19 protein-coding genes are annotated in these 23,734 nt (G+C 30.7%); 15 read left to right on the forward strand and 4 right to left on the reverse strand.

The features are described 5' to 3' along the window. Nucleotide 1: 1 nt before the first annotated feature. Nucleotides 2-688 (reverse strand): response regulator transcription factor, encoded by a 687-nt coding sequence (locus ACFDSN_RS02835; RefSeq protein ID WP_375238311.1) that lies wholly within the window; start codon nucleotides 686-688, stop codon nucleotides 2-4. Between the two features lie 250 nt (nucleotides 689-938). Here ACFDSN_RS02835 and ACFDSN_RS02840 point away from each other — a divergent pair, with 250 nt between their 5' ends. The 3 genes from ACFDSN_RS02840 to ACFDSN_RS02850 all read left to right on the forward strand — a co-directional run bounded on the left by ACFDSN_RS02840 (nucleotide 939) and on the right by ACFDSN_RS02850 (nucleotide 6,800). Then, nucleotides 939-2,624, forward strand: coding sequence for a T9SS type A sorting domain-containing protein (locus ACFDSN_RS02840; protein WP_375238312.1), 1,686 nt, complete (start codon nucleotides 939-941; stop codon nucleotides 2,622-2,624). A 188-nt stretch (nucleotides 2,625-2,812) separates the two neighbouring features. Next, nucleotides 2,813-5,578 (forward strand): TonB-dependent receptor domain-containing protein, encoded by a 2,766-nt coding sequence (locus ACFDSN_RS02845; protein ID WP_375238313.1) that lies wholly within the window; start codon nucleotides 2,813-2,815, stop codon nucleotides 5,576-5,578. 100 nt (nucleotides 5,579-5,678) lie between these two features. Beyond that, nucleotides 5,679-6,800 (forward strand): hypothetical protein, encoded by a 1,122-nt coding sequence (locus tag ACFDSN_RS02850; RefSeq protein ID WP_375238314.1) that lies wholly within the window; start codon nucleotides 5,679-5,681, stop codon nucleotides 6,798-6,800. Nucleotides 6,801-6,891: 91 nt separating this feature from the next. Here ACFDSN_RS02850 and ACFDSN_RS02855 read toward each other — a convergent pair whose 3' ends face one another. Beyond that, nucleotides 6,892-7,254, reverse strand: a complete 363-nt coding sequence (locus ACFDSN_RS02855) for a toxin-antitoxin system YwqK family antitoxin (RefSeq protein ID WP_375238315.1) — start codon at nucleotides 7,252-7,254, stop codon at nucleotides 6,892-6,894. Nucleotides 7,255-7,550: 296 nt separating this feature from the next. On the opposite strand from ACFDSN_RS02855, the gene ACFDSN_RS02860 reads away from it, so the two are divergent. From ACFDSN_RS02860 to ACFDSN_RS02885, 6 genes are all read left to right on the forward strand, one after another. After that, a complete protein-coding gene (locus ACFDSN_RS02860; RefSeq protein WP_375238316.1) occupies nucleotides 7,551-9,836 on the forward strand; it encodes an anion permease in 2,286 nt (761 codons plus the stop codon). Between the two features lie 148 nt (nucleotides 9,837-9,984). After that, nucleotides 9,985-11,721 carry a tail fiber domain-containing protein gene (locus ACFDSN_RS02865; RefSeq protein WP_375238317.1) on the forward strand — a complete coding sequence of 579 codons (1,737 nt, stop codon included), beginning with the start codon at nucleotides 9,985-9,987 and terminating at the stop codon, nucleotides 11,719-11,721. Nucleotides 11,722-11,863: 142 nt separating this feature from the next. After that, nucleotides 11,864-12,025, forward strand: a complete 162-nt coding sequence (locus ACFDSN_RS02870; RefSeq protein WP_375238318.1) for a DUF5522 domain-containing protein — start codon at nucleotides 11,864-11,866, stop codon at nucleotides 12,023-12,025. Nucleotides 12,026-12,153: 128 nt separating this feature from the next. Further along, nucleotides 12,154-14,133, forward strand: a complete 1,980-nt coding sequence (locus ACFDSN_RS02875; RefSeq protein ID WP_375238319.1) for a urocanate hydratase — start codon at nucleotides 12,154-12,156, stop codon at nucleotides 14,131-14,133. A 17-nt stretch (nucleotides 14,134-14,150) separates the two neighbouring features. Next, nucleotides 14,151-14,675, forward strand: a complete 525-nt coding sequence (locus tag ACFDSN_RS02880) for a DUF4136 domain-containing protein (protein ID WP_375238320.1) — start codon at nucleotides 14,151-14,153, stop codon at nucleotides 14,673-14,675. Nucleotides 14,676-14,779: 104 nt separating this feature from the next. Beyond that, nucleotides 14,780-15,991 (forward strand): NAD(P)/FAD-dependent oxidoreductase, encoded by a 1,212-nt coding sequence (locus ACFDSN_RS02885; protein ID WP_375238321.1) that lies wholly within the window; start codon nucleotides 14,780-14,782, stop codon nucleotides 15,989-15,991. 4 nt (nucleotides 15,992-15,995) lie between these two features. On the opposite strand, the gene ACFDSN_RS02890 is transcribed toward ACFDSN_RS02885, so the two are convergent. Then, entirely contained in the window at nucleotides 15,996-16,559 is a 564-nt protein-coding gene (locus ACFDSN_RS02890; RefSeq protein ID WP_375238322.1) for a TetR/AcrR family transcriptional regulator, read from the reverse strand. Nucleotides 16,560-16,694: 135 nt separating this feature from the next. Between ACFDSN_RS02890 and ACFDSN_RS02895 the strand changes: the two genes are divergently transcribed. From ACFDSN_RS02895 to ACFDSN_RS02910, 4 genes are all read left to right on the forward strand, one after another. Beyond that, nucleotides 16,695-17,774: a diphosphomevalonate/mevalonate 3,5-bisphosphate decarboxylase family protein gene (locus tag ACFDSN_RS02895; protein WP_375238323.1), complete on the forward strand. Its 1,080-nt coding sequence runs from the start codon at nucleotides 16,695-16,697 to the stop codon at nucleotides 17,772-17,774. 26 nt (nucleotides 17,775-17,800) lie between these two features. Further along, nucleotides 17,801-18,730: a mevalonate kinase gene (locus tag ACFDSN_RS02900; RefSeq protein ID WP_375238324.1), complete on the forward strand. Its 930-nt coding sequence runs from the start codon at nucleotides 17,801-17,803 to the stop codon at nucleotides 18,728-18,730. A gap of 47 nt (nucleotides 18,731-18,777) precedes the next feature. Then, nucleotides 18,778-19,683: a geranylgeranylglycerol-phosphate geranylgeranyltransferase gene (locus tag ACFDSN_RS02905; RefSeq protein WP_375238325.1), complete on the forward strand. Its 906-nt coding sequence runs from the start codon at nucleotides 18,778-18,780 to the stop codon at nucleotides 19,681-19,683. 99 nt (nucleotides 19,684-19,782) lie between these two features. Beyond that, entirely contained in the window at nucleotides 19,783-20,676 is an 894-nt protein-coding gene (locus ACFDSN_RS02910) for a pseudouridine synthase (protein ID WP_375238326.1), read from the forward strand. A 270-nt stretch (nucleotides 20,677-20,946) separates the two neighbouring features. On the opposite strand, the gene ahcY is transcribed toward ACFDSN_RS02910, so the two are convergent. Next, nucleotides 20,947-22,263, reverse strand: coding sequence for an adenosylhomocysteinase (ahcY, locus tag ACFDSN_RS02915; RefSeq protein ID WP_375238327.1), 1,317 nt, complete (start codon nucleotides 22,261-22,263; stop codon nucleotides 20,947-20,949). 129 nt (nucleotides 22,264-22,392) lie between these two features. On the opposite strand from ahcY, the gene ACFDSN_RS02920 reads away from it, so the two are divergent. Together ACFDSN_RS02920 and ACFDSN_RS02925 are read left to right on the forward strand one after the other, a co-directional pair. Beyond that, entirely contained in the window at nucleotides 22,393-23,022 is a 630-nt protein-coding gene (locus tag ACFDSN_RS02920; protein ID WP_375238328.1) for a 4'-phosphopantetheinyl transferase family protein, read from the forward strand. Continuing rightward, nucleotides 23,019-23,734: geranylgeranylglyceryl/heptaprenylglyceryl phosphate synthase (locus ACFDSN_RS02925; protein ID WP_375238329.1), on the forward strand; the 716-nt coding region annotated here is incomplete at its 3' end. The genes ACFDSN_RS02920 and ACFDSN_RS02925, both read left to right, overlap by 4 nt.

Consider the following 23,734-nt stretch of genomic DNA (forward strand, 5'->3'; position numbering starts at 1 on the left):
ACTATCCTACAAATTTATAACCAACACCTTTAACTGTTTTAAAGCATTTGTCGCCTATTTTTTCTCTTAATTTTCTAATATGTACATCTATGGTTCTTCCTCCTACAACAACTTCGCTTCCCCAAACCTTATCCAAAATATCTTCTCTTTTAAAGACCTTACCAGGCTGAGATGTTAACAATGCTAACAACTCAAATTCTTTTCTAGGTAAAATTATTTCTTTTTTATTTAAAACAATTTTATACTCATCTCTATTAATTACTAAGTCACCTAGTTTTGTTATATCAGAAGCTTTATTTACTTCTGCGCCTAAACGTCTAAGTAAAGCTTTTACTTTACTAACTAAAACTTTTGGTTTTATAGGTTTTGTAATATAATCGTCCGCTCCAGCCTCAAAACCAGCAACTTGAGAATAGTCCTCATTTCTTGCTGTTAAAAATGCAATAATTGTATTAGTTAAATCTGGAATTTCTCTAATTTTTTCGCAAGTTTCTACACCATCCATTTCTGGCATCATTACATCTAATATTATTAAATGTGGCTTGTGTTTTTTTGCTTTTTTTACAGCCTCAATACCATTTTCAGCTTTTATAACTTGATAACCTTCATTAGATAAATTAAACCCAACAATTTCAAGAATATCAGGTTCATCATCTACTAATAAAATTTTAATATCATTCTCATTCATTTCAATCTAATTGAATTGTAAATATAAAACTTAAATACTAAAAGCGTATTAAATTTTAATATATAACCTTTTAATAACACTTAAAAACTATGGTGCATTTTATCCAAAAAATAAAATATTAATTCACTCAAGAACTTTATATCCTTTATTAATGTTATTTTATCGTAAAGTCATGTTATAAAATCCTTAAATACTATTTAACGTGATGAATTTTGAATACTTTTGCACATACACTAATATCACAATAATTATGAAGAAAATTTACTTATTCTTATTTCTAATTACCTCAGTACTGTCTTTTGGACAAATTACAAATGGAGGTTTTGAAACTTGGACAGACCCAACTTTTCCAGACAACTGGACTTTTGAAACTGGAACAACTCTTATTGAAAACACAACTACCTTTAGCGAAGGAGCATCTTCTATGGAAGTTAGTGTTACAACTGGAGATCAAGGTAATACAGATTTTAGACAATCTGTTCCAGTAACAGCTGGAACCGTTTACGATGTATCTGTAGATGTTTACCATACAGATGATAAAGCTCGAGCTCGTTTATATGCTGGGAATTATCAAGGATATTCTGATGAGACTATACTTAACACCTGGCAGTCTATAACTTATACATACACAGCTGGCGCAACTGGAAATATTGATTTTGGTTTACGTTTTTACGATAGTGCAACTTTTGCAGGTGGACCATCATTAATGTATATTGATAATTTTACAATTACTCCACAGGCAACGCCTAGTATGGCAATTACTTCTCCAACAGATGGAGCAATTTTATACAATCAAGATGTTGATGTTGCATTTAGTGTTCAAAATTTTAATGTAGCTAATGGAACTGGAGACGGATATGTAGTTTATAGTTTAGATGGAGCTCCAAACGTAGATAAATTTGACGTAGCAGATATAAATTTTACAACTTTAGCTTATGGATCACATATATTAAATATGGAATTAGTAGATAATGGAGGAATGGCACTTGTTCCAGCAGTAGTATCTTCAGTTTCATTTACTATATCACAGATACAAACATTACCATTCACAGAAAGCTTTAATTATACTATAGCGGAGAACATTTCTGAGCAAGCACCTTGGACTAATTATTTTTCTGGAGACGAAGCTTTGGTTGACGCAGCTAACCTAACATATTCTACATTATCTGGATCAGGAGCATCAATGGCTTTTGATGGTTCTGGAGCAGATCCAGTTGTAGACTATACACCTACAAGTAGTGGATCAATTTATAGCTCTTTTATGTTGCAAGTTACTGCATTAGATGCAGCTCCTGTTAATGGATATTTTGTTACTTTAAGAAACTCTGGAGGTAGTTATGAATCTAGAGTATGGATATCTCCTGTAACAGCTACAACATATAATATTGGAGTTAGTAATGGAGGAACACTTACACAAATAAGCGCAGTAACACCTCATAACATTAATGATGTTGTATTTATAGTATTTAATTATGATATAGATAATGATACAGTTAGCGCATGGATTAATCCTACCTTAGGAGTTGCTGAACCGGCGGCAGATTTAACTGAAGCTTCTGGCTCTTCGGGTAATACTTTTAATCAAATTTTATTTAGACAAGACTCTGGAACTGAAACACCTACTTTGATTATTGATGAACTAAGAATAGGAACTAGTTGGTCTGAAGTTACTCCATCAACTTTATCTAACTCTAACTTCTCTTCAGCTAAAAGCTTTAAAATATATCCTAACCCAACAAATTCAGGATTTGTTACAATTCAGTCTGCTTCTACTGAAACAATGAATGTTACTATTTTTGATATTCTTGGGAAGCAAATTTCTAAAAGCAAAGTAGAAAACAACACTTTAAACGTTAGTAATTTAAAAGCTGGTGTTTATTTATTAAACATTACACAAAACAATTTAACTACAACTAAAAAATTAGTTGTAAACTAATTAAGAGAAATTAGTTATATTTTTAAAGAGGAAACTTAATTGTTTCCTCTTTTTATTTCTCATAATGTTAAGCAAATGTTAACACCTTAACTAAAAACTTAACATTTTAATAACCTACAATTCCCCTAAACTTAACCCATAATAAAAATAAGCAACGTTAGTTTGCAGCGCATAAACAACGCTAAAAAATGAAACATTTCACACTTATTTTAACCTTATTTTTATCGGTATTATCATACGCTCAAACCGGATCTATTAAAGGTATTGTTACAGACAAAGATTTTAACGATGAGCCATTGCCATTTGCAAGTGTATTGATAAAAGGAACATCTATTGGAGTTTCTACAGACATGGATGGTAATTATTTATTATCTAAAATAGAACCAGGAACAATTGAAGTTGAATTTAGCTTTGTAGGTTATGAAACTATTGTAAAAAACGTAACTGTAGAGGCAAATAAAGAGATTACTTTAAACATATCTATTGGCGCTAGTGCTGCACAATTAAACGAGGTTATTATTAAAGCTGAAACCTCTAAAGAAACAGAATCTGCTTTACTAACACAACAAAGAAAAGCCATAGAAATAAAACAAAGTATTGGTGCTGAAGAATTATCGAGAAAAGGTGTTGGCGATGTTGCAACCGCAGTTACTAAAACGGCTGGAGTTACTAAAGATGAAAATAGTGGATCTGGTGCTATCTTTGTAAGAGGTCTTGGAGATCGTTATAATATTACTACCTTAAATAGCCTTCCATTACCATCTAATAATCCTCAAACTAAAAATATGGACTTAGGGATTTTCTCAACAGATATTGTACAGCAGATCTCTATTAGTAAAACACTAGAGTCTAAAAACTACGCCGATTTTGGTGGAGCTAATGTTGATATTATATCAAAAATTCACAATGGTCCATTTATGGCTGCACTTAAAGTTGGATCTAATGTTAACACAAACGTGGTTGATTTGGATGGCTTTTATTTACAAGACGGACCTTCTTTTTTAGGGTTTGATAATATAAACATACCACAAAACCCAACAAACTTAGATAGTCATACAACTAGCTGGGATAGACAAAACCAAGAGGACAAAATGTTAAACACTAACTTGTCTCTTTCTTTAGGAAATACATTTAAATTAAATGATACGAGTAAGTTATATGCTTTTATAACGGCAGGATTTGATAATAACAGCCAATATAGAGAAGGAGTAAATAACGGACGTATCACCGGTTCAGGATTCGTGAAATCAGATTATATTGAAAGAAGAACACAATACCAAACAAATTCTAAAGTATTAGGTTCTTTAAAATATAAAATAAACACTAATCATAACATATTATTCTCATCTCTATATTTAAATTCTACAAATCAACAGTATAGCGAATTTGAAGGTTTTAATGACGATTTTGATGGAGGTATAGGATCTGAGAGTAGATATGCTTTTATAAAACGTGGAACTTTTGATAGAACTAAGTTATTTGTAAATCAATTAATAGGAGAAAATAAATTTAGTAAAAAACTAGATTTAAACTGGGCTGTTGGTTATACAACTATGCAAAACTCAATGCCAGATCGTATGCAAAATACACTTATTAGAGATCGTGTTGATGGACAAAATTTCACATTCTTCACAAACGGTGCAGTAAATAATTCAAGATATTACCAAGACTTAAAAGAGAAAGAATTATCTGGAGATTTACATGCAACGTATAAATTCCAAAAAGACGAAGAAGAAGATGATTTTAAGAATCTTATCGTTTTTGGTGGAGCTGTTAGACAAAAAGATGTTGATTTTGTATCTGACTTATTTTCTTTTAGACCATTAGAGGATAGCATAATATTTAGTGATGTACATAATGTAAATAACGTTTTTACAAACGATCTAATAAATACAAACCAAGAAATAAATCAACTATTTAATGGAGTTCAAAACATTATTTCTGGTTACGCAACTTTTCAAAGAAATTTCTCAGAGAAGTTCACATTAATTTTAGGTGCTAGAGCTGAAGCTATTATTCAAAATGTAGATTATATTACCGAAACAGAACCTTTAGGTGAAGAATCTAAATATGACTTTCAAGACATCCTTCCGTCTTTAATAGCACGCTATAAAATTAATAAAAAAAACAATTTAAAGTTTGCCACAAGTAAATCTTACACTTTACCACAGTTTAAAGAAAGAGTCCCAATACTTTATGAAGAAGTTAATCAAGGTTATATAGGGAATCCAAACTTATACCAATCTACAAACTATAATGCAGATTTAAGTTGGGAACATTTTATGGGTAAAGGTGAAATTTTATCTATTACAGGTTTTGGAAAAATCATACAAAACCCAATTAATGAGGTTTTTATAAATTCTGCTTCTGGAGATATTAGCTGGGTAAATTCAGGAGAGCAAGCAACTGTTTTTGGAGCAGAACTTGAATTAAAGAAAAATATAATCAATTTTAATAAAAGTGATGATAATGATTTAGCTTCAAAATTAATTGGTGGAATTAATGTATCATATCTAAATCACACGCAAGACCTTAGTGATGATAAAGTAATAGAAGAAACAGACCTAGCAACAAGATTCACTTTTGAAGACTCTAAGTTATCTGGAGCATCAGATATCATAGGGAATGCAGACTTAACTTTTATTAAAGATTTCACAAAAAACTCGGGCATTAGCGCAACAGTAACTTACGGGTATTTTTCTGATAAATTAACTGTTCTTGGTACACAAGGAAGAGGAAATCTAGTTGATAAAGCTGTTTCTATTTTAAATTTCAATACCAGCATAGATTTTAACGAGAATTTTTCAATCAAAATATCTGCAAACAACTTATTAGACCCAAAATTCGAGACGTTCCAAGAACAATCTGAAACAACAAATGGCGGTGAAGATGTATTACAAAGATCATATAAAAGAGGTCGCCAATTTGGATTATCTTTCAACTACAAGTTTTAAGCACGATTTAATAACAAACCCTTAACAATCAGTTAATATTTAATCAAAAATATATTAGGAATTTTGTCAAAAATAAAATTAAACTTTAATTTAAATTAAAATGAAAAAATTATTCTTATCAATTTTAGCTGTATCAGCATTATTTACAAGTTGTTCAAATGATGATGATAACAGCACTACAGCTTCAGGATCAACTCCAATATTTGTAGGATCTGATTTATCAAATGCTGAAATAACTGGAAACACAAGTTTAGTCGCTACAACTGAGTACACATTACAAGGGAAGTTAGAAATTCTTAATGGTGGTCAGTTAACTATACCAGCAGGTACAGTAATTAAAGCTCAAGGAGGAAACAACACCTATATAGCTGTAGACAGAGATTCTAAAATTTTCATCAATGGAGAACCAAATAACCCAGTTGTAATGACTTCAAGTGCAGCTAGTCCAGCTGCAGAAGATTGGGGTGGTTTAGTAATTTGTGGAAATGCACCATCTAACACAGGTGATGATTCAGTATCTGAAGTTGCTGGATTAACTTATGGTGGTAACGAAACTAATCATAGTTCAGGTGTAGTAAAATACTTAAGAATTGAGTATACAGGTTCTTCATTTAATGCATCTAAAGAATTTAATGGTGTTTCTTTCTTTGGTGTAGGTGCTGGAACAGAAGTTAAAAACATCTTAGCTTTTGAGTCTGGTGATGACGGTATTGAATTTTTTGGAGGTACAGTTAATGCATCTAAATTAGCTATTATTAATGCATATGACGATTCTTTAGACTGTGCAGACGGATTCTCAGGTACTATCGACGGATTATACATTGAAGGTGTAACTAAAGGAGCTATGGAAATCTCTAACAATGGAGATAACGAAGCTCAAACTCCAGAAACAGATGCTAAAGTAATGAATGCAACAATTGTTAGAGGTGATGCTACATTATTTGCTGCTTCTGAGAATGTTGTAAACTACAAAGAAGGTGGAGGAAACCAAACTTACACTAACATAGCTTTTACAGGATTTGATAAATTTGCTAAATATTCTTCTGATGATACAACACAAGCAAACGTAACTGCTGGTAAATTAGATGTTGTTTCTTTTAGAACAGATGATACTGTAAACGCAACTTATGATGAAAAAGGCGTTTTAGGTACTTCAAATTCTAGCTTAGTAGGTGCTGGATCAGGTTTATCTAAACCATCTTGGGTAGCTGAATTAGAATAATTCATTCACAACTAACATAAAACATAAAAAAGCCTCGCAATGCGAGGCTTTTTTATGTTTTATAATGCTAATAAACTTAAATTAAAAGTAATTATGGCTGCTTACTATCTGCAATTGTATTTTCATTTACCCAAGAACTAACAGTAGCTATAGTATTATTAGAGTAATCTACCTCTTTTAAAGAACTTGCAGACCAATAAAACCATTTACCTGTTTTAATACCATTATCATATTTTGCTGATACTTTTTTAGTTCCTTGTAAGTCATAAGTAATCCATTCACCTTGGAGTTTTCCTTCAGCAGTGTAAAATCCTGTTTGACTTACTTGTCCATTATCGTGAAAGTATGAAACTTCAATTAAGTTAGTTTTTTCATTTAAAGTTAAAGTTCTATCACTTTGTGAATAACCTAAACCTACAACTAACATAACTAATATAAATGCTAAATTTTTCATACCTCAATAAATTTTTAATTAATAATTACTTTACAAATATAGACTCTTTTTTACAATTATACAATAGTTAGGTAACATTAAGTTAACATTAAGTGTTTAGTTATCTTATTTTCAGATGATTACATGTCACATAAGCTTCTGAGAAATATTACAAAATCAGTAAGAATGAGTAAGAATGAGTAAGAAAGTGAATTATTTAATATAGAAAAGATGTTAATTAGTTTATATTTCATAACATTAAGTTAACATTAATAAAGGTTTAAAAAAGGAAATTTGTATAAACTTTTTTTTGTAAAATGGAACACATTTATATTGTAATGATAGTGGCTTTAGCTGTACTTGCTATTGCTGATTTAATTGTTGGAGTAAGTAATGACGCAGTAAATTTTCTTAATTCTGCAATCGGCTCAAAAGCTGTTTCATTTAAAACTATAATGATTGTGGCAAGTTTTGGTGTTGCCTTAGGCGCTATTTTTTCTAGCGGACTTATGGAAGTTGCTAGAAAAGGTATTTTTAATCCTGATCAATTTATGTTTAATGAAATCATGATTATTTTCATGGCAGTAATGATAACAGACATTTTATTACTGGATTTCTTCAACTCAATTGGAATGCCTACATCTACAACTGTTTCTATTGTTTTTGAATTACTTGGTGCTGCTGTTGCAATTGCATTAATTAAAATTTACAACAATAACGGAGATTTTTCAGACTTAATAAATTATATAAATACCTCTACAGCCACAAAAATTATATTAGGTATTTTACTTTCTGTGGTAATTGCATTTTCTATTGGTGCTCTAATACAATGGATTACTAGAGTATTTCTATCTTTTAACTTTGAGCAAAAGCCACGCTATTACGGTGCTGTTTTTGGCGGTATTGCACTAACAGCTTTAACTTATTTTATTTTAGTAAAAGGTATAAAAGGTACTCCATATGCAGATCAAAAATTTGGATTTACTAATAATCTTATTTTAAAAGAATATCTAAATTCTAATGTAACGTATATAATAAGCTTAAGTTTTGCTTTATTAACTTCAGTATCATTTTTTCTTACATCGGTACTAAAAATAAATATTTATAAAATAATTATAATTGTTGGGACTTTTGCACTAGCACTTGCCTTTGCAGGAAACGATTTAGTAAACTTTATTGGTGTACCAATTACAGCTCTTAAAGCTTATGAATTTTGGGTAGCTTCTGGTATTAGTCCAGAAGAACTTAGCATGAGTTTTTTAACAGGAAAAGTAGAAACACCAAGTATTTTACTTTTTATTGCGGGAATGGTTATGGTAATAACATTATGGTTTTCTAGCAAGGCTAAAGATGTTGTTAAGACTTCTTTAGATTTATCCAGTCAAGCAGACACAAAAGAAAGATTCCAACCAAATTCTTTATCGCGCTACTTTGTTCGATTTGCAATGTTTTCTTCAAAAGCTACCAATGCATTAATACCTAGTGTTTTAAAACAAAAAATAGATCAACAATTTATTCAAGTTAACAAAAAAAACACTTCAACTAAAGATTTACCTGCTTTTGACTTAGTTAGAGCAGCGGTAAATTTAATGGTTGCAGCTGTATTGATATCTATTGCAACTTCAATGAAGCTTCCTTTATCTACTACTTATGTTACATTTATGGTAGCAATGGGAACATCTTTAGCAGATAGAGCTTGGGGAAGCGAAAGTGCTGTTTATAGAGTTGCAGGTGTTTTAAATGTGATTAGTGGTTGGTTTTTCACTGCTTTTATTGCTTTTGTTGCCGCTGGTTTTATTGCTTTTATATTAAATATTAGTGTTGCTTTTATGCTACCTGTATTACTAACCTTAACTGCTGTAATTATAATAAAAAACTACTTATCTCATAACAAAAAAGCGAAGGAAAACTCTCAAGAAGCAAAATATACTAAAGTAGAAAACCAAAGTATTCAAGGTGTTATTTTAGAAAGCTCAGACCATATTGCTAATGTGGTACATAGTACAAAAACCATATACAAAAATGCTGTTAAAGGTTTAGCAAAACAAGATTTATCGGCATTAAAGAAAAACAAAAAACAAGTTGCTAAACTTACTAATGAAGTTGAAAACTTGAGGGATAATATCTTTTATTTCATTAAAAACCTAGACGAATCTAGTGTTGGAGCAAGTAATTTTTATATAAACATATTAAGTTACTTACAAGACATGACACAGTCTTTAGAATACATTTCTAAAATAAGTCATAAACACATTAACAATAATCATAAAAACCTTAAGTTTTCTCAAATTAAAGAATTGCAGGAAGTAAATAATAATTTAGAAAAGCTATTCGAAAATACTAAAACAGCTTTTGAAACAAATTCTTTTAATGATATTGAAGCTTTAGTAGATGAAAACATGACTGTAAGATCTCTTGTTAAAGAAAAAATAAGTAAACAAGTAGAGCGAACAAGAACAGAAGAGTCTAGTCCAAAAAATACAACCTTGTACTTTAGCTTACTTACAGAAACTAAAGATTTATTAAAGGCAAATCTAAATTTACTTAACGAATATAACGAGTCTTTTGACGCGAAAGTAAAGCCCGCAACTATTTCAAAATAACTCTTATTTTTTCTAGGTTTAATACAATAATATTCTAATTCTAATCAAATAAGGATCAAATACTTACGCTTGATTTTAAAATAACACAAAAAGAATAGTTAAAAGTTATTTGTTTTATTAGATTTGTCGCCCCTTAAAACCCAAATCTATGACAAAAATTACCCAACTATTAGCTATAGTTTTAATAATAGCTTTTACAAACAAAAACTATGCACAAATTGGTATTGGAACAACAAGTCCAAATTCAAGTGCAATGTTAGATATAGAATCTTCTGAAGCAGGAATATTAATTCCAAGGATGACTGAAACAGAAAGAGATGCTATAGCTGTTGATGCAACTACAATAGGTTTACTTATTTACCAAACAAATAATGCACCTGGGTTTTATTACTATAATGGATCTGCTTGGGTTCCTTTTGGAGGAGCCGCAGACAGTGACTGGACTGTTGTTGGAAATGATATGTATAATGCAAATTCAGGAAATGTAGGTATTGGAACAACTACACCATCTTCAAAATTTCATATCGAAGATATAGCTGTTGTTACAGATTTATTAAACGATGGTTTTGAAGATAATTCATTAGCTCCATTTACAAGTACAGATTGGTTTATTACTTCTACTGGTCAAGAAGTTAACACAGGAACTTATGCCGCTTCTTCTGGTGCTATTGGAGATAGTCAAACATCATTTATAGAATACACAGTAACTGTTCCGGCTGGAGGAGCATCATTATCATTTGCGTATAGAGTATCAAGTGAATCAAACTATGATTTTTTAAGATTCTATATAGATGGTATACAACAAAATCAATGGTCTGGCGATGTTGCGTACACAACCATAAGTTACGCTTTAGCTGCTGGAACACAAACGTTACGTTGGTCATACGAAAAAGACAGTTCTACCTCTAGTTTAAGAGATGAAGTGTATATAGATGATATTGTAATAACACCAAGCACTTCTGGCTCTGCTATTAGAATTGTTGATGGTGGACAAGCAACAGGAAAAGTTCTAACTTCAGATGCTAATGGAAATGCATCTTGGCAAATACCAACAGCTGGCGCAGCAGATAATGATTGGATTATTTCTGGTAATGATATGTATAATGCTAACTCTGGAAATGTAGGCGTAGGAACTATATCTCCTACTCACGGTTTACACGTAGAGCATAATGAAGATAATGCAGGTGTTATGAAAATTCAAAATGACACCTCTGGAGGTTTTGCAGGAATCTATTTTTTTCAGAGCACAAACTATAAAGGACATGTTGGCTATGTAAATACTGGTGGAACTTCAGGTTTTGCAGAAAAAGGAACATTTCAAGTTGCTTCTGGGAATAGGGATTTTGTAATTAGTACAAATGATACAGATGAGAATTTTAGTGAAACTTTAAGAATTACTCAAGATAAAAAACTTAGAATTTCAGACAATAGTGGTGTTGTATCTCCAGATTATTGGGAGACTTATGTAGATGTAGCAGATGATTATAATTTTGCTTTTAATGGAACGCTTGAAGCATATATACTAGATGGATCTGGAGCTTTTCAAATTACTTCAGATAGAAGATTAAAAAAGAATATTTCACCAATAAAAGATAGTACTATAGAAAAGGTTTTAGCACTAAACCCTGTAAATTATATCTATAAAAAAGATAAAAACAAACTATTACAAAATGGGTTTATTGCTCAAGAAGTTCAAGAGTTATTTCCAGAACTAGTAGATGAAAAAAATGGATATCTAAGTTTAAATTATGATGGTTTTTCTGTATTAGCAGTTAAGGCAATTCAAGAACAACAAAAAAAAATTAAATCTCAAGAAGAAAGAATTAATCATTTAGAAGAAGAAATTAATTTAATCAAAAAGATGTTATTATCTCAAAAGAAATAATACTCTTAAGTGATAACACTTTTTTTTAAGAGAAAGCTTTTGAAAGTAAGGTTGTAAATCTTATTTCTACATAAAAAACCTTCAATTTTTATTGAAGGTTTTTTATGTTGTTATCTCAAATACAATCTGCTATATTTGTTAAATGAAGAAAATTATTCCTTTAGAAGAAGGTGATTATTATTTAACACCTGAAGGTTATAGATGCTTTACAGAGCAATACCATTTAAAAAGAGGATATTGTTGTGAAAGTGGCTGTAGACATTGCCCGTATGGTTTTAACAAAACAAAGCAAAAAACAAACTAAATTGTGGATATTACATTTACAACATATAAAATATTAATAGCTTGTACATATCATCGTGTGGATATTCGTTACCCATAGTTTTTCACTTTTTTTAATAAAATGAAATTACTAACTATAACGATTACATTATGACATTCAAAGATCAAATATTACAAGGTATACCTCAACAATTACCTAAACAAAAAGCATACGATACATCTATAAATCACGCACCAAAACGTAAAGCAATTCTTTCGGCTGAAGAAGAAAAACTAGCCTTAAAAAACGCGTTACGTTATTTCGATAAAAAAGATCACGCTACACTTCTGCCAGAATTCAAACAAGAACTAGAGATTTATGGAAGAATCTATATGCATAGATTTCATCCTGACTATAAAATTTACGCAAGACCAATCTCTGAATATCCTGCAAAATCAAAACAAGCCGCAGCCATTATGTTAATGATTCAAAATAACCTGGATCATGCAGTTGCACAACATCCACATGAACTAATTACCTATGGCGGAAATGGTGGTGTTTTTTCTAATTGGGCACAATATTTACTTACAATGAAATATTTAGCCGAAATGAATGATGAACAAACATTGGTTATGTATTCTGGTCATCCAATGGGTTTATTCCCTAGTCATAAAGAAGCGCCAAGAGTTGTAGTTACTAATGGTATGATGATTCCTAACTACTCTAAACCAGACGATTGGGAAAGATTCAACGCACTTGGAGTAACACAATATGGTCAAATGACTGCTGGAAGTTATATGTATATTGGTCCACAAGGTATTGTTCACGGAACAACAATTACAGTTCTAAATGGATTTAGAAAAATAAAAAAAGAACCTAAAGGGAATTTGTTTGTAACATCTGGTTTAGGAGGAATGTCTGGAGCACAACCTAAAGCAGGAAATATTGCTGGTTGTATTACAGTATGCGCAGAAGTTAACCCTAAAATTACTCAAGTTAGATTAGATCAAGGTTGGATCGACGAGAAAATAACAGATTTAAATCTTTTAGTAGAAAGAGTAAATAAAGCTAAAGCAGAAAAAGAAACCGTATCTATCGCTTACTTAGGTAATATTGTTGATGTCTGGGAAAAATTCGATAAAGCTAATATTCATATAGATTTAGGAAGCGATCAAACCTCTTTACATAATCCGTGGGCTGGAGGCTATTATCCTGTTGATATTCCATTTGAGGAAGCTAATAATATGATGGCTAATCAACCTGAATTGTTTAAAGAAAAAGTTCAAGAAACATTGCGTCGTCACACTAACGCAATTAATAAACATACCGCAAAAGGAACTTATTTTTTCGATTACGGTAATGCTTTTTTATTAGAAGCCTCTAGAGCTGGAGCAGATATTATGGCTGAAAATAATATCGATTTCAAATACCCAAGTTATGTCCAAGATATTATGGGGCCTATGTGTTTCGATTATGGCTTTGGACCATTTCGTTGGGTTTGTGCTTCTGGTAATTCAGAAGATTTAGCTAAAACTGATAAAATTGCTTGTGATGTTCTTGAGGAAATAAAGAAAAATTCACCAAAAGAAATTCAACAACAAATGGCGGATAATATCCAATGGATAAAAGGTGCCCAAGAAAACAAATTAGTAGTAGGTTCTCAGGCAAGAATACTATATGCAGATGCTGAAGGAAGAATGAAAATTGCTGATGCATTTAATAAGGCTATTGCTAAAGGAGAAATAGATATAGTTATATTAGGAAGAGATCATCATGATGTTTCTGGAACCGATTCTCCATACAGAGAAACAAGTAATATCTACGACGGATCTCGTTTTACAGCAGATATGGCAATACATAACGTTATTGGAGATAGCTTTCGTGGCGCTACTTGGGTAAGTATACATAATGGTGGTGGCGTTGGCTGGGGAGAAGTTATAAATGGTGGATTTGGTATGGTTCTTGATGGTAGTAAGGAAGCTGAAAAGCGATTAAAATCAATGCTATTCTGGGATGTTAATAATGGTATTGCAAGACGAAGTTGGGCAAGAAACGAGGAAGCTGTTTTTGCAATAAAACGTGCTATGCAGGTAGAACCTAATTTAAAAATTACCATTCCTAATATAGTAGATGATGAATTATTAGACTAATTCTAAAAACATTTACCATGAAAAACAATATTTACATTTTAGCTTTTTTAACTTTATTTTTAAGTTCATGTATCAGTGTTAATGTTAGTTCGGATTACGATTCTAAAACTAACTTTAGTAGTTATTCAACTTTTGCATATTCAAAATCAGGTATTGATAAAGCAGAAATCAACGATTTAGATAAAAAGAGAATCCTAAGAGCATTAGATGCAGAACTTCTAATAAAAGGGTTTTCAAAGTCTGAAAATCCAGAGGTTTTAGTAAGTTTTTTTACAAAATCTAACGAACAAATTGACGTGAACAGAAACAATTTTGGTTGGGGCTTTGGCGGAGGATTTATTGGAGGAAGTTTTGGAACAAACGTTTCTAGATCTACACAAGGTATTTTATATATTGACTTAATTGATACTAAAACCAACGAATTAATTTGGCAAGGAAAAGGTTCTGGTTATTTAACAACGGGTAATGTTGAAAAAAAAGAAGCCAGAATTAAAGAGTTTGTCTCTAAAATTTTAGAAGCATATCCGCCAGAAACAAACTAATCGCAAAAAATTAGAGAACAAAAAATAGCACCTTTACAAGAACATTATTCCTTGTAAAGGTGCTATTTTTGTATAAATTAAGTTTTTAAAGTGATTTTGCATAAATGAAACATTACGACATTATAATTATTGGAGGCGGAGCAGCAGGGTTTTTTGCAGCTATAAATACTGCTGAAAAATTTCCAAACCTAAAAATTGTAATACTTGAACGTGGGAAAGATGTTTTGGGTAAGGTTAAAATTTCTGGTGGCGGAAGATGTAATGTAACACATGCAGAATTTACACCTAAAGAGCTTACTTACAATTACCCTAGAGGTGAAAAGGAATTATTAGGACCTTTCCATACCTTTATGACTGGTGACACAATGGAATGGTTTGATAATCGTGGTGTTGAATTAAAAATTGAAGATGATGGACGCATATTCCCAGTTTCTAACAACTCGAAAACTATAATAGATTGTTTTTTAAACGAAACTAAAAAACATAACATAGAAATATTAACTAATCAAGGTGTAAAAGATATTATTTACAGCAATGACAAGTGGGAAATAACAACAGGATCAGATATATTTACATCAAATAAACTTTTGGTAGCAACAGGAAGCAGTCCCAAAATGTGGGAAATTTTAAAAAAATTAAACCACACAATCACCAATCCTGTACCTTCTTTATTTACGTTTAATTGTAAAGACAATCGCATATCAGATATTCCTGGTGTAGTTGCGCAAAATGTTAATGTAAAAGTTTTAAACACCAGCTTAGAATCCGAAGGACCATTACTAATAACTCATTGGGGTTTTAGCGCACCTTCAATTTTAAAAACATCTGCTTTTGGCGCTTTAGAGTTGGCAAAATTAGACTACAAATTTACTATAGAAATTAACTTCTTAAGTTTAGATTTAGAAACGGTTTTAAACGATTTAAAGGACCTTAAATTAGAAGAAGCGAGAAAAACAGTATACAAATTTGCTCAATTTGAGCTACCAAAACGCTTATGGCATAAATTAGTATTAGAAGCTAATATAAAAGAAGACACTAAATGGGCAGATTTAAACAAACAACAATTAGAAGCTTTAGCCAAACAATTGTGTCAGGCACAATTTAAAATAGATGGAAAAAGCACCTTTAAAGATGAGTTTGTTACAGCTGGCGGAATTAACCTAAAAGAAATAGACTTTAAAACCTATAAAAGCAAACAGCATCAAGATTTATATTTCGCTGGCGAAGTTTTAAATATTGATGCTGTTACTGGTGGATTTAATTTTCAAAACGCATGGACTAGCGGATATATTGTAGCCCAAAATATAGGTTTGTAATCTGTTATTCAATTAAACGAATACAGTCCCAAGACATTTCTATGGCGTCTTCAATTTGTTTATCGTCCATTTCTAATTCTTCACGTAATCTAATTCTAGAAATAGTAATTAAGTTCCCAAAAGCCATTTGCATTAAAAGCTTTAAGTCAACATTTTTAAGATGTTTATTTTCTATCCCTTGAATCATAAAATCTTTCATCCCTTTATAATGAATAACGTTTTTATCTACTTCTTCACTATCAATAATAGGAGGAATAGCAACAATGTCCATAAAGTAAAATGCAGATGGATTTGATATAAAATAATTATAAAAATTAATCCACAACTGTCTATATTGCTCTTTAAAAGGTTTTGTTTGATCTCTATTTAGCACTAACATTCTGGCTAAATCTTGTACAATCATCGTGTAAAGCTCCTTAACAATATCTTCTTTAGTATCGTAATAATGATATATGGTACCAACAGCTACATTAGCCTCTTTTGCTACCTTAGATATAGGAGTTGCGTTTAGTCCGTTTTTAGCAGACAGTTCTAGCATTGTTAATAAAATACGTTGTTTTTTATCCATTTTAAGAGGAAATCGTAATGTTTATTCTGTAATAAATGATTTACAAATGTAAAGTTTTCTTCTTTATATCCGAATATTTATTTCATTAAATAATATTCAAAATAGCATTATCTTTGCCTTAAAGAATGATAATAAATGAAAGAGATACGGTTTTTAGCTAACACCAAACAAAAATCTATAGAAAATGGTGTAACAACCTGGTCTTCACCGAGTAATATTGCTTTAGTGAAATATTGGGGTAAAAGAAAGGAGCAAATTCCAGAAAACACGTCTATTAGTTTTACTTTAAATCAATGCAAAACAATTACCAATCTAACTTATACTAAAAAAGAGGACAATTTAAATTTTAGTTTTGATGTATTTTTAGATGGTGAAAAACAAGATGATTTTAAACCTAAAATCGAAGTTTTTTTTAATCGAATAACGCCTTACCTTTCATTTTTAAAAGATTTTCATTTTAAAATAGAAACAAAAAACACATTTCCACATAGTTCTGGTATTGCTTCTTCAGCATCAGGAATGAGTGCTTTAGCAGCTTGTTTAATGTCTATAGATAAAGAGCTAAATCCAGAAATGAACTCTCAATTTATTTTACAAAAAACATCTTTTCTTGCAAGATTAGGCTCTGGAAGTGCTTGCAGAAGTTTAGAAGGAGACTTAGTAGTTTGGGGAGAACATAAATCAATAGTAAATAGCAGTAATTTATTTGGTGTAAAATTTCCATTTAATACGCACAATAACTTTAAAAACTATCAAGACACAATTCTTTTGGTAGATAAAGGAGAAAAACAAGTGAGTAGCACTATTGGTCATAACTTAATGCATAATCACCCGTTTTCTCAACAACGTTTTGTTCAGGCAAATCAGAATTTAGAAAAAATCACAGCTATTCTTCAGAATGGAAATTTAGACGAGTTTATTTCTTTAGTTGAAAGTGAAGCGCTTACACTTCACGCTATGATGATGTCTAGTATGCCTTATTTCATATTAATGAAGCCAAATACTTTAGAAATAATTAACAAAATTTGGGCATTTAGAAAAGCAACAAATTCAAAAGTTTGTTTTACCTTAGATGCAGGCGCAAATGTACATGTTTTATATCCTGAATCAGAGAAAGATTCTGTTTTACAGTTTATTAAAAATGAGTTAGTTGTGTATTGCCAAAATGGTCATTATATTTGTGATAATATTGGTAAAGGCTTAGAGCAATTATAAGTCTTAATTAATTAAAATATTAGGTTATGAAAGGACCACTTTTTTATTCGAAAATATTATTATTTGGAGAGTACGGAATTATTAAAGATTCTAAAGGACTTTCTATACCTTATAGTTTTTATAATGGTGCACTAAAAAATGATGGTAACACCTCTAAAATTGCTTTAGAGTCTAATTCTAACTTAAAAAAATATGCAGATTATCTAGCAACAATTAATTCTGATATTGTTTCTTTTAATATAGATAATTTACACGAAGATATTTCTAAAGGAATGTATTTTGACTCTTCTATACCACAAGGTTATGGTGTTGGAAGTTCTGGTGCTTTAGTTGCCGCTTTGTATGATCAATATGCAAATGATAAAATTACCGTTTTAGAAAACTTAACAAGAGAAAAATTATTAAAACTGAAGACTGTTTTTTCTGAAATGGAATCTTTTTTTCATGGAAAATCGTCTGGATTAGACCCTTTAAATAGTTATCTAAGTTTACCTATTCTAATAAACTCTAAAGATAACATAGAAGCTACTGGAATTCCTGCACAAAGTGCTACGGGTAAAGGTGCTGTTTTTTTATTAGATAGCGGTAAAATAGGTGAAACCGCTCCTATGGTTAGTATTTTTATGGAGAACATGAAAGCTTCTGGTTTTCGTAATATGCTTAAAGATCAGTTTACTAAACATACAGATGCTTGTGTAGAAGATTTCTTAAAAGGAGATATTAAATCACTATTTAACAACACAAAACAATTAAGTAAAGTTGTTTTAAACCATTTTAAACCAATGATACCTCAACAATTTCACGAGTTATGGAAAAAAGGTTTAGAAACTAACGATTACTATTTGAAATTATGTGGTTCTGGCGGCGGCGGATATATTTTAGGGTTTACTGAAGATATAGATAAGGCTCAAGAATCTTTAAAAGATTATAAGTTAGAAGTAGTTTATAACTTCTAAAACTAGCTTCTATCACATAATTAATTTATTTCATTTTTATTCTTACTATGCTAAAGCGTAATCAGAAACATATATTATTAAAATTTTTTAGTATGTTTTCTGTCGTTAGAGGCTACAATGTACTTATTGTAATTATTGCACAGTATTTAGCTTCTATATACATTTTTGCACCTCAATTAACTATTAAAGAGGTCCTTTTAGATCTAAATTTATTAATGCTAGTGTTGGCATCTTCAGCTACTATTTCAGCTGGTTATATTATTAATAACTTTTACGACTCTGAGAAGGATTTAATCAATAGGCCAAACAAAAGTATGTTGGATAAACTGGTAAGTCAAAACACCAAATTGTCTTTTTACTTTGTGCTTAATTTTTTAGCTATAATTTTAGCAAGCTATGTGTCGTTTAAAGCTGTAATATTTTTTTCTGCATATATTTTTGGCATATGGTTTTACTCACATAAATTAAAACGACTTACCTTTATTGGTAATATAACGTCTACTCTACTAACTATAACTCCTTTTTTTATTGTTGTACTGTATTATTCAAGTTTTAGGACTATTGTATTTATACATGCAGTGTTTTTGTTTTTAATTATGTTAGTTCGTGAATTAACTAAAGATTTAGAGAATTTAAAAGGCGATTTAACTCAAAATTACAAAACAGTTCCTATTGTTTTTGGCCTTACAACAACAAAGTTGTTAATTACTTTTTTACTCAGCTTAACACTTATACCAATCTACTTTTTACTAAGCACTAAAGCGGTTGGCTTAATGTCTTGGTATTTTTATATTTGTTCAGCTCTACTGCTTTTTTTTATTCTTTTGCTTTGGAAATCTAATAGTAAGCAACACTATAATTGGCTTCACAATATTCTTAAAATTATTATAGCCGCAGGCGTTTTTTGTATTGTTCTAATAGATATTAACTTGGTTTTAAATAAGCTACATTAATTAACATAAAATCTAGTCCAAAAAATGGTCTATTACAATTAAAGATTATCTTTGTAGCATATAATGTAAAATGCTAAGCATTTAAATAAGGAAAATACCATGTCAGAACGCAGAAACAACAAAAGAAATCCAAACAAAACTAATGGACCAAGCAAACCTGTTTCTAAAAGACCTGCTAAAAAACGTTTTAGTAAATCTGCAGAAAACTCAGCAGACAAACCTAAAACAAAAGACAAAGCTTTTGATGCTAAAAAAATAGTTACAAAAATGCCTAAACCGGCAAATCCAGATGTAATTCGTTTAAATAAATATATTGCTAATTCTGGTGTTTGCTCTAGAAGAGAAGCAGACTCTTTTATTGCCATGGGATTAGTAACTGTTAATGGTAAGATTATTAACGAAATGGGCTACAAAGTAAAACTTGAAGACGAAGTTAAATATGATGGCGCCAGAATTAACCCAGAGAAAAAAGCTTACGTTTTATTAAATAAACCTAAAGGTTTTGCTACAACTACAAGCGAAGGAAAAGGTAGAACTGTAATGGATTTAGTTGCTAATGCTACAACATCTAGAATTAAACCAATTGGAAGATTAGGAAGAAGTACTACAGGATTATTACTGTTTACTAACGACATAGACATCTCTAGTAAGTTTACAAACTCTAACAAAGGAATTCCACGTTTATTCCATATAGAACTAAATAAAAACTTAAGATTCGAAGATTTTAAACAAATCCAAGAAGGTTTTAGAGTCGATGGGAAAATGGTTACTGTTGAAGAGATTAGCTATACAGATAACAACAATAAAAAAGAAATAGGTTTACGAATTAAAAACACTGGAAACACTATTTTACACACTATATTTGATCATTTTAATTACGAAATGGAACGTATAGATTGTGTTACTATTGGACATTTAACTAAAAAAGATTTACCTCGCGGACATTGGAAACATTTAAGTGCTTTAGAGTTAAATACGTTGCAAATGATGTAATCTATAACAGATTATTTTAAAATATTAAAACCCCTTTTAAGTTTAACTTGAAAGGGATTTTATATTACACAAAAGGCTATAAAAGTTGACTTTGTCATTTTTTTAGCCGAACTTCGTTTAACTGCTGATATAAAACATTGTAACGATTTCATATCATCTTGTTAAACGATTTTTTTTTAATATGTTAAAAAAATTTAACATTAAGTTTAAAACAAAAAATCCCAAACCTAAGGTTTGGGATTTTTAAATATTAAGATTCTAAATTAATTATTAGTATCTATAATGTTCTGGTTTGTATGGTCCTTCAACAGTTACGCCAATATATTCTGCTTGGTAAGGCTTAAGTTCTGTAAGCTCTACACCTATTTTAGCTAAATGTAATTTTGCTACTTTTTCGTCTAAGTGCTTAGGTAGCATATACACATCATTCTTATAGTTTTCACTATTTTTCCAAAGCTCTATTTGAGCTAACGTTTGGTTAGTAAAAGAGTTAGACATTACAAAACTTGGATGACCTGTAGCACAACCTAAGTTTACTAATCTACCTTCTGCTAACAAAATAACTTCTTTTCCGTTAACTGTATATTTATCAACTTGAGGTTTAATCGTATCTTTTGTATGTCCGTGGTTTTCGTTTAACCAACCAACTTGAATTTCGTTATCAAAGTGTCCAATATTAGCCACAATAACTTTGTCTTTCATTGCTTCAAAATGTTCTGCACGAACAATATCTTTGTTTCCTGTTGTAGTAATTACAATATCAGAATTTCCAACTACAGTTTCTAATTTCTTAACTTCAAAACCATCCATTGCAGCTTGTAAAGCACAAATAGGATCAATTTCTGTAACAGTAACAATAGAACCTGCACCTTTAAAAGAAGCTGCTGTACCTTTACCAACATCTCCATAACCACAAACCGTTACACGTTTTCCAGCTAACATAACATCTGTTGCTCTACGAATTGCATCTACTGCAGATTCTTTACAACCATATTTATTATCGAATTTAGATTTTGTTACAGAATCGTTTACATTAATAGCTGGCATTGTTAATGTACCATTTTTAACGCGTTCGTATAATCTATGTACTCCTGTTGTTGTTTCTTCAGATAAACCTTTAATTCCTGCTGCTAATTCTGGGTAACGATCTAAAACCATATTAGTTAAATCTCCACCATCATCAAGAATTAAATTTAATGGCTTTCTATCTTCACCAAAAAACAAAGTTTGCTCAATACACCAGTCAAATTCTTCTTCTGTCATATCTTTCCACGCATAAACCGCAGTTCCAGCTTCTGCAATTGCAGCAGCAGCTTGATCTTGTGTAGAAAAAATATTACAAGAACTCCAAGTAACTTCTGCTCCTAAAGCTTGTAATGTTTCTATTAAAACAGCTGTTTGGATAGTCATATGTAAACAACCAGCAATTCTTGAACCCTTTAAAGGTTGCTCATTTTTATATTCTTCACGCAAAGACATTAAACCTGGCATTTCTGCTTCAGCTAATAAAATCTCTTTTCTTCCCCATGCCGCTAAAGACATATCTTTTACCTTATTAGGTACGTAAGCTACAGTTTTTGTACTCATTTTTTTCTTTTGAAATATTATACGAGAAACAACTTTGCGATTAGCCTTATATTTGGTTAAATTCGCTACTAAATTATTACTCATGCATTATAGCAGTGCAAAGGTAAGCAATAACCTTTAGAAATTTAAATGCCTCTTTATAAATCCATAAGTGTAAACTCACAAACTACTGTTAAAATCTGGAAGATTGAAGAATCTTTCACGGATTTATTCAATCCAGAACAGCTTAAACCAAGAAGTTTAGAGCGCGTAAATGGGATGAAAAGTGAGCTACACCAACGTGGGTTTTTAAGTGTGAGACAATTATTAGCTGAGTTTGGTTATACAGATTTTGACTTGTATTACGACGAAAATGGAAAACCACATTTAAAAGACGGTAAAGAAATTTCTATAACACATTCTTTTACGTTTTCGGCAGTTATTGTAAGCTCTCAAAAAGTAGGAATTGATGTTGAAAAACAACGTGATAAAATAACTCGTATAGCAGATAAATTTGTGGATTATGAGTTTAAATATTTGAACAAAAAATCTAAAGATTATATTAATAAGTTAACCGTAATTTGGTGTATTAAAGAATCGTTATATAAATTATTTGCTACACCAGGAATGTTGTTTAGAGAACATTTTTTAGTAATTCCATTTTCTGTTGAAGACAAAAACACCATAGCTTGGATAGATTACAATGGTATAAAAAAACGTTATAACACGTCTTTTTTAGAGTTTGAAGGATTTACTTGTGCTTATGCTATAGAAAAATGAAACAAATCTTAAAACATATTGAAAAAGCAATTACTGATAAAAACAAACTATTAGCCGTTTTAATAGATCCTGATAAATTTATTTTAAGTGAATTAGATGTCTTTCTAAAGAACATACACAAAACTATTGCTACACATATTTTTATTGGTGGAAGTACTGTTGAGGCTAATGTTACGCAACAACTTGTAAAAGCTTTAAAACAAAAGACAGATTTACCTTTAGTCTTATTTCCCGGAGATGTGACTCAAATTTCTGATGCTGCAGATGCTATTTTATTTTTGTCTTTACTTTCTGGTAGAAATTCAGATTATTTAATAGGTAAACACGTAAAAAGTGTGCCTTTATTAGAGAAAACCGATTTAGAAATTATCTCTGCAGGTTATATTTTAATTGAAAGTGGTAAAGAAACAGCCGTACAACGTGTTACCAAAACATTACCATTATCCGATAAAAAGATAATAAGTCAAACGGCAAAAGCAGGTGAATTTCTAGGAATGAAACTTATTTATTTAGAAGCTGGTAGTGGTGCAAATTATCCAGTTGCTTTAGATATTATAACAGAAACTAAAAAACGTCTACAAATACCTTTAATTGTTGGAGGCGGAATTAGATCTCTACAACAACTAGAAAACGCATACATTGCTGGAGCAGATCTTGTAGTAATTGGTACTGCTTTTGAAGAAAATAAACAGTTTTTTAAAGAATTATTAAA

This window comes from Aurantibacter sp., assembly GCF_042094015.1.
Lineage (GTDB): Bacteria > Bacteroidota > Bacteroidia > Flavobacteriales > Flavobacteriaceae > Aurantibacter.